At 62.1% G+C, this 6,297-nt stretch carries 6 protein-coding genes and 1 pseudogene; 2 read left to right on the forward strand and 5 right to left on the reverse strand.

Going from position 1 to position 6,297, the window contains the following annotated elements; all coding sequences use genetic code 11:
- Positions 1-172: 172 nt before the first annotated feature.
- Together A477_RS0117075 and A477_RS0117080 are read left to right on the forward strand one after the other, a co-directional pair.
- Positions 173-1,585 carry an MBL fold metallo-hydrolase gene (locus tag A477_RS0117075; RefSeq protein WP_017200150.1) on the forward strand — a complete coding sequence of 471 codons (1,413 nt, stop codon included), beginning with the start codon at positions 173-175 and terminating at the stop codon, positions 1,583-1,585.
- A gap of 123 nt (positions 1,586-1,708) precedes the next feature.
- Entirely contained in the window at positions 1,709-2,986 is a 1,278-nt protein-coding gene (locus A477_RS0117080; RefSeq protein WP_017200151.1) for an MFS transporter, read from the forward strand.
- A gap of 90 nt (positions 2,987-3,076) precedes the next feature.
- On the opposite strand, the gene A477_RS0117085 is transcribed toward A477_RS0117080, so the two are convergent.
- The 5 genes and pseudogenes from A477_RS0117085 to A477_RS0117110 all read right to left on the reverse strand — a co-directional run.
- Entirely contained in the window at positions 3,077-3,376 is a 300-nt protein-coding gene (locus tag A477_RS0117085) for a DUF4193 domain-containing protein (protein ID WP_026005725.1), read from the reverse strand.
- Between the two features lie 145 nt (positions 3,377-3,521).
- On the reverse strand, positions 3,522-4,034 hold the full coding sequence (locus tag A477_RS0117090) for a hypothetical protein (RefSeq protein WP_017200153.1): 513 nt from the start codon (positions 4,032-4,034) through the stop codon (positions 3,522-3,524).
- 127 nt (positions 4,035-4,161) lie between these two features.
- On the reverse strand, positions 4,162-4,743 hold the full coding sequence (locus A477_RS0117095) for a DUF1349 domain-containing protein (protein WP_017200154.1): 582 nt from the start codon (positions 4,741-4,743) through the stop codon (positions 4,162-4,164).
- Between the two features lie 448 nt (positions 4,744-5,191).
- Positions 5,192-5,647, reverse strand: a complete 456-nt coding sequence (locus tag A477_RS0117100; RefSeq protein ID WP_202801624.1) for a hypothetical protein — start codon at positions 5,645-5,647, stop codon at positions 5,192-5,194.
- A gap of 467 nt (positions 5,648-6,114) precedes the next feature.
- Positions 6,115-6,297, reverse strand: a pseudogene (locus A477_RS0117110) (hypothetical protein); the annotation flags it as partial.

Here is a 6,297-nt window from a genome sequence, read left to right on the forward strand (position 1 = left end):
AGGACCTGGCCATGGACAAGCTCCGCGCCGAGGCCGCACAGCAACAGCCCTAACACCCGGAGCAAAAACACTGGCAAATCCAGCGTTCGGGAATACCCCCAGGGGTATCCTCGTTGAAGTCAGCGAGAACGACGAAACTTCCCTCCACCCCTTACGAAGGAGATCACCCAAGATGCTTATCGAGCGCATTTACGATGAAGACCTCGCCCAGGCCAGCTACCTGATCGGCTGCCAGGCCAACGGCACCGCCGTTGTTGTTGACGGCCGCCGCGACATCGCGGTGTACCAGGAACTGGCTGAGAAGAACGGCATGAAAATCGTGGCCGTCACCGAGACCCACATCCACGCCGATTATCTTTCCGGCACCCGCGAACTCGCCGCCGCCACCGGCGCGAAGATCTACGTCTCGGGCGAGGGTGGTCCGGACTGGCAGTACGAATTCGACGCCGAACGCCTCTACGACGGTGACAAGATCGCGATCGGCAACATCAGCATCCGGGCCCTCCACACTCCGGGCCACACCCCCGAGCACCTGTCCTTCCTGGTCACCGACGGCGCGTTTTCCGACCAGCCCGGCTACCTGCTTTCCGGTGACTTCGTTTTCTCGGGAGACCTGGGCCGTCCGGACCTGCTGGACGAGGCGGCCGGCGGCGTCGACACCCGCTTCGAAGGTGCCAAGCAGCTCTTCGCCAGCCTGCGGGACAAGTTCCTGACCCTGCCGGACTATGTACAGGTCCACCCCGCCCACGGCGCCGGCAGTGCCTGCGGAAAGGCACTCGGGGCCATCCCGTCCTCAACGGTTGGCTATGAGCGGCTCTACTCCTGGTGGGGTCCCTACCTCGCCGCTAACGATGAGCAGGGCTTCATTGACGAACTCCTCGACGGCCAGCCCGATGCGCACGCGTACTTCGGACGGATGAAGCGGGAGAACCGTGAAGGACCTGCCGTCATGGGTGAGCGGACACCATTGCCCGAGCTCGCCACGGGCATTGTTGCTGCGGGCCTGGCTGAGGACACTCTGACCTTCATCGACACCCGTTCCAACAGTGAGGTCCACGAAGGCACCGTGACCCGTTCCCTGAACGTGCCGGCCGGAAAGTCAGTGGCCAGCTACGGCGCCTGGGTAGTGAACCCCGAAACGGACAAGAACCCGCTGGTGTTGCTGGCACCGGACCAGGAAGCCGCACAGGACATGTGGGACCACCTGGTGCGCGTCGGCATCGACAACGTTGCCGGCTACGTCACCAGCATCGAAGGACTCCCCATGTCCACACCGAAACTGATCCAGCCGGAGGAGCTGCAGGACTTGGACGCCGCCATGGTCGTGGACGTTCGCAACCGCAGCGAACACATCGCCGGGAACATTCCCGGGTCCTACCAGCTCAGCGGCGGCCGGATTATGTGGCACCTGGACAAGCTCCCCACCGAAGGAACCATCGTCACCTACTGCCAGTCCGGTGTAAGGAACTCCGTCGCGGCCAGCGCCCTGCGCCGTGCCGGGTACGACGTCGTCGAACTCGACGGCAGCTACGCCGCCTGGGACGCCTTTCAACAGACACGGCACAACGCCGACGCATCAGCCTAGAACCTACACCAACCCCAATGCTGCCCGGGCAGGTCCCCCCTTCTGCCCGGGCTTCCAGCCCGGGCGCGCGCCCCACGCGCCCGGGCACCTTCATGTACCCGCACAAGGAATGGACCGCCACAAATGCCCGGCAGCACACCCCCGCGCCCTAACCCGGGATCAACGGACGCCGTACTGGGCCTTCGGCAAAACCTGGCGCAGTTCATGCTGCTGGTGGCCATCAACGCCCTCGTCGGCGGGACCCTCGGACAGGAACGCACCGTCCTGCCCCTTCTTGCTTCCCAGACATTCCACCTGGATCTCTACACCAGTGCGCTGACGTACATCCTCGCCTTCGGCCTGTCCAAAGCCGCTACGAACTACTTCGCAGGAACACTCTCTGACCGGTACGGCCGCAAACCCGTCCTCGTCACGGGCTGGCTGGTCGCAATACCCGTACCGCTCATGCTCATCCTCGGCCCGTCCTGGGAATGGATCGTGGCCGCGAACGTGTTCCTCGGTATCAGCCAAGGCCTGACCTGGTCCACCGCGGTGATCATGAAGATGGACCTGACCGGCCCCCAACAGCGCGGCCTCGCCATGGGCCTGAACGAAGCGGCAGGCTACCTCGGCGTCGCCGTCACCGCCCTGGCCACCGGATACATCGCCGCCACCTACGGGCTCCGGCCCGGCCCCTTCCTCCTGGGAGCCGCTTACATCGCCCTAGGATTGGGCCTATCAGTCCTGACCGTGCGCGAAACCCGTCACCATGCCAGGGCCGAGGCCTCCCAGCACGTCAGTGCACACAGCAGCGCCCACGCCGGACTCACCACAGGCCAGATCTTCACCCTTACCAGCTTCAAAGACCGTTCCCTCTCCGCGGCCAGCCAAGCCGGCCTGGTTAACAACCTTAACGACGGCGTCGCCTGGGGCCTCTTCCCGGTCCTGTTCGTCAGTTCCGGGCTCAACCTGAACCAAGTGGGAATCCTGGCGGCCGTCTACCCCGCGGTCTGGGGCGCCGGGCAACTCTTCAGCGGAGCCGCCTCAGACCGGTGGGGCCGCAAATGGCTCACCGTGGCCGGCATGATCGTCCAAGCCGCGGGACTCGCGTTAGTCGCCGCATCCCACAGCTTCGGGCCCTGGCTCATCGCCGCAGTCCTCCTGGGACTCGGAACAGCCTTGGTCTACCCCGCCCTCCTGGCGGCCATCGGCGACGTCGCCCACCCCACTTGGCGGGCCCGCTCCGTCGGGATCTACCGGCTCTGGCGCGACGGCGGATTCGCTGCAGGGGCACTCCTGTCAGGTCTTCTCGCAGACCTGTACGGGATTCCCGCAGCCATCGCGACCGTCGCTGCACTCACAGCCGCGTCCGGTCTGGCAGTCGCTGTACGAATGCGCGGCAACGACCATATAACCGGTTAGTTGTGCATTTAGCACCGCAAGTGTTTTCCCCGACTCAACACGTGGAATGCCCGGTTGCGCGTTCGCGCGACTCAATATTCCTTGCTCTACTTATCCTTCACATTCGGTGCAGTACTTCTGCCCGTTGGTTTCCCTTGCGAGTTGGCTGCGGTGGTGGACCAGGAAGCAGGACATGCACGTGAACTCGTCGTTCTGGATGGGAACAATCTCAACTTGGAGTTCTTCGCTGGAAAGGTCCGCGCCGGGAAGTTCGAAGGCTTCAGCCAGCTCCACTTCATCCAGGTCGATCGTGTCCGTGCGTGCAGCACCCTTGGCCGGTGCCAGCTCGGCCAGAGGTAAAGCTTGTTCCTCTTCGGGCAGGGCCCGCGGTGCGTCGTAATCGGTGGCCATGGTGGTGAACCCCCCTTGTAGAAGTGCCTGGTTGGTTATTTGCGCACTTTGTAACCCAGGAGGTTTGGACTGTATTCCCGCTAAGTGGCAGACGCGGCGAGAAGGACGGTGGACACCAGCCAATCTGGTGTCCACCGCTCCCTGTTTAAGAAAGGTCGAACGCGGAACGTCCCGCGCCCCGCTCGGCGCCGTGCACCTGCAGGGCGTGGCGCATGGCTTGGCGGTTGTCTTCTGCGAGTTCAGGTTGGTCAGCGACTCGGTAGAGGTCCGCTGCCCACTGAAATTCATCGGCAGCAGCGCGGAAGCGGGCTTCGTCGAAAAGCCGCCTGCCGATGTGGTGACGAACGTAAGCTTCCTCTTCCGGTGTCCGGACTGTTCGGAGGGCTTTTTCGTGGAGAACGGCGGCCTCATGCCACCGGTACTGACGCTGATTGATCTGGGCAAGGACCAGCAATAGCTCCCGGCGGTCAGGCGTGTGGGGGAGTAGTTTGAAGCCTTCGTCCAAGGCTTCAGTGTCCCGGCCAAGTAGTGCAAGGTACCTGATGCGTTCCACGGGAGGACACTCGCCGGCTAACGCAGCTTCCAGGGCTTGACGGTCGATCACCACGTCACGGAACGTGGCAGGATCAGTACGCCAAAGACTTGCAGTATCTTCCACCGTGATGTGCCCCCCATAGGCTTGTTACGGAGCCAACTGAGTCGCAGCACTGTTAATGGCAGGCTGCCGGAACCTCCATGATCTCATGAACGGTTGGGCCCGCAAGTTCGCCTCAGCCTCGCTGGCATCAGTGGAGCTGGCGGTCCGGGGGAGTAGCCCGCCAAGAGTGGAAAGGGACTGTCAGCCCTGCGCGTGTTGGTGCGCAGGTGAACGGCCCGGCGAGTGCCACCAGGTCAGGCGCCAACGGCACAACACGTACCAATTGGAGGTCGTTGCTGCCCAAACCAGCCCGGATGGTCAGGGCGTCGCCCGAGCGGCTGATCCGAATACGGATCTGTCCACCGTTCCATTCCGGGACAGGCGCCAAGGACCAGTCCGAGTAGCGGTCCGTCACTACCGCGCCCACTTGAGCGGCGCCGTCGGCGAATTCCACGCCGGCCTTGATCCAATGCTCGGCACTGATCCGGACGAAGATGCCCGCTTGGTCGAACTGTTGGGAGAACGCGGCGGTGAACTCAACCTCCATGGCACTGTCCTGCGGGAAGGGCGCGAGCAGCGCGTGCTCGGTGTCGTGGATGAATCCGTAGGACGTGACGCGCCAGGCGTCGCTGCTTTCGGCTGCGGTCACCAGAAGGTCACCTGCCTGCTCGACGGCGGCAGCCGGCTGGTTGGTCCACTCGCCGCGGCTCCAAGGAATGTCAGTTGGCACAGGGCTCCTCGATGTTCATGAATGGGTAGGTTATCCGCGGATTCTTACTTCCGATAGCTCGTCCGTCCAGGTGCATGAGCAAAAAGCCATGCACCCCAAGAGGCCAAAGCGATCGCAGCTACTGCCGCCACCATAAACGTTCAAACGTAGGATCCTGAAAGGCGAGAAAGATGATGGAGACATCACCACTCGTGACTTACTGTCGGATTAACCCATTCCTTGGCGTCCCTTGAATCGATGGCCCATACAACCCCTTTGTTTTAGACGTTCCGGAATGAGGGCTTCAGCGTATGGCCGGGGTGGCCGGTTTTGTAGAGCCTCGGACAAGCCGCAGGCATGTCCAGCCATTAGAGAGCAAACATACAAGTGTCCGCTAAAGGATCCTTCAACGAAACGCCGTTCGATTCGTGTCACACCGCGCACCGCTTTACAGACATCCGCTGAGGGATTAAGAGAAAGGCTGGGTTGCGTCCCTCAGCCGGGCGATTCCGTTGGCTATGGCTTTCGCGTATTGTCGTCGGTCGAATTTGAAGGGGCCGAAGGCTCCGTAGTCCCAGCTTGGCCGATGGGGCTGTGCTAAGTTGGACCAAATAACGTTGCTGCTGTCAACGGTTATCCTGACGGCAAGCGGCCAGCAACCAACTTCTCCGCATTGGCACCCCAACAGCCATGCTTCGCCGGGTTTTGGCCATTGGTTGGCCTCGGTCCCGAGGTAGTAGCGCGAGACGTTGCCAAAGTCGAAATGTTCCGGGACAAGACCGCCGTATTCACCTGCGGGGTCGTAGCCGCGTGTGGCTTCGTAGGAGCCCACAAGCATTATGAGTGAAGTTCCGTCGACCTCGGGTGTGAGTGCACCTGCACCGTTCAAAGTAGCCTCGGCGCGAATGCGCAGTTGGTTCATCACAAGTTCATGATTGCACGGACGCCGCGAGTCGCTTCTTCCCATCGCCAGGAACTAGACGAGCTCCGTTCGGAAAGGGATCCCGATCCGGGCGGTCTACCGCCTCTCACTTTTCTGACTACGCAGAGTGTTGATCGCCCTAACGAAGATGTAAATCGAACCGGCCAGAAGTAGGGCATACGCCACCGTTCGCCAAGAAGCGCCGTTGTCAGCTATATCGGTTCCCGCCAGCACCAACCACAGCACGATCCCCAATCCGGCGTAGACGGTCGAAAAGCGGGGTGCTTCCATCCTTTCACGTTGTCCCCCGTAATACCTTGTGATGGCCATATCGATTCACCCAGTCGGTTTTTGGTTCAAAGCCTATTCCTGTGAGTCAAGGAGCAGGAGGCGCCTCAGGCTCTCTGCATTGTTGGGCTGCATCGCGCGGCCCGTTGAAGGATCGGCTTACGGACGCTGGCGTGTGACCGTTAGCTCCGGGTCGTGAATTGGATTTGGATGTGCATGAGCTCAGTGCGTGGAAGCGCTGCGGTGACGACGCCGCCGCCTGCCAGTTGGGCTCCGATGCCGTAGACGAACGGGTCCGTATCGACCTCTGCACCGGGCATATCGACTCCGTTGATGACGGTCCTGGCCTGGCTGTTGACCATCCG

The organism is Arthrobacter sp. M2012083 (assembly GCF_000281065.1).
Classification (GTDB): domain Bacteria; phylum Actinomycetota; class Actinomycetes; order Actinomycetales; family Micrococcaceae; genus Arthrobacter.

What these genes read in the sequence shown, in the direction of transcription:
- A477_RS0117085 (WP_026005725.1), bottom strand. Translation starts at nt 3,376, where the DNA reads ATGGCCACCGATTACGACGCACCGCGGGCCCTGCCCGAAGAGGAACAA.
- A477_RS0117080 (WP_017200151.1), top strand. Translation starts at nt 1,709, where the DNA reads ATGCCCGGCAGCACACCCCCGCGCCCTAACCCGGGATCAACGGACGCC.
- A477_RS0117075 (WP_017200150.1), top strand. Translation starts at nt 173, where the DNA reads ATGCTTATCGAGCGCATTTACGATGAAGACCTCGCCCAGGCCAGCTAC.